Below are 387 nucleotides of genomic sequence, written 5' to 3'. Positions count from 1 at the left end.
CGTCCGAGCCCAGGGCCAGGGAATAACCACTGCCTGCGCTGAACTGGGTGAAGCGGACGCCTGTCGGCGGGGTGACAACGCCTGGCCGGTTTTCTGGCGTTTGGTCGGTTTCTCGTCCCAGCGCCCCGGTACCGTTGTCTCCCCAGCTGTAGAGGTTGCCGTCCGTTCCCATGGCCAGGGAATGATAGTTTCCTGCGCTGATCTGGGTGAATTTCGTGCCGTCTGTCGGCATGGACCCTTTGCTCGGCGTGCTATGCGGAGAATAATCAGTACTGCCGGTGCCGAGCTGGCCGGAGCTGTTATTTCCCCAGCTGTAGAGGTTGCCGTCCGAGCCCAGGGCCAGGGAATAACCACTGCCTGCGCTGAACTGGGTGAAGCGGACGCCTG

Annotated in this window: 1 pseudogene; it reads right to left on the bottom strand. The window is 62.3% G+C overall.

Annotated elements, in window-relative coordinates:
* Positions 1-387: pseudogene (locus H3T93_RS09075) on the bottom strand (InlB B-repeat-containing protein); the annotation flags it as partial.

Source organism: Bifidobacterium sp. M0404 (assembly GCF_016101415.1).
In the GTDB taxonomy this organism is placed as follows: Bacteria; Actinomycetota; Actinomycetes; order Actinomycetales; family Bifidobacteriaceae; genus Bombiscardovia; species Bombiscardovia polysaccharolytica.
The sequence above is the reverse complement of the archived record's forward strand: the minus strand, read 5'-3'. Positions and strand labels throughout refer to the sequence as shown.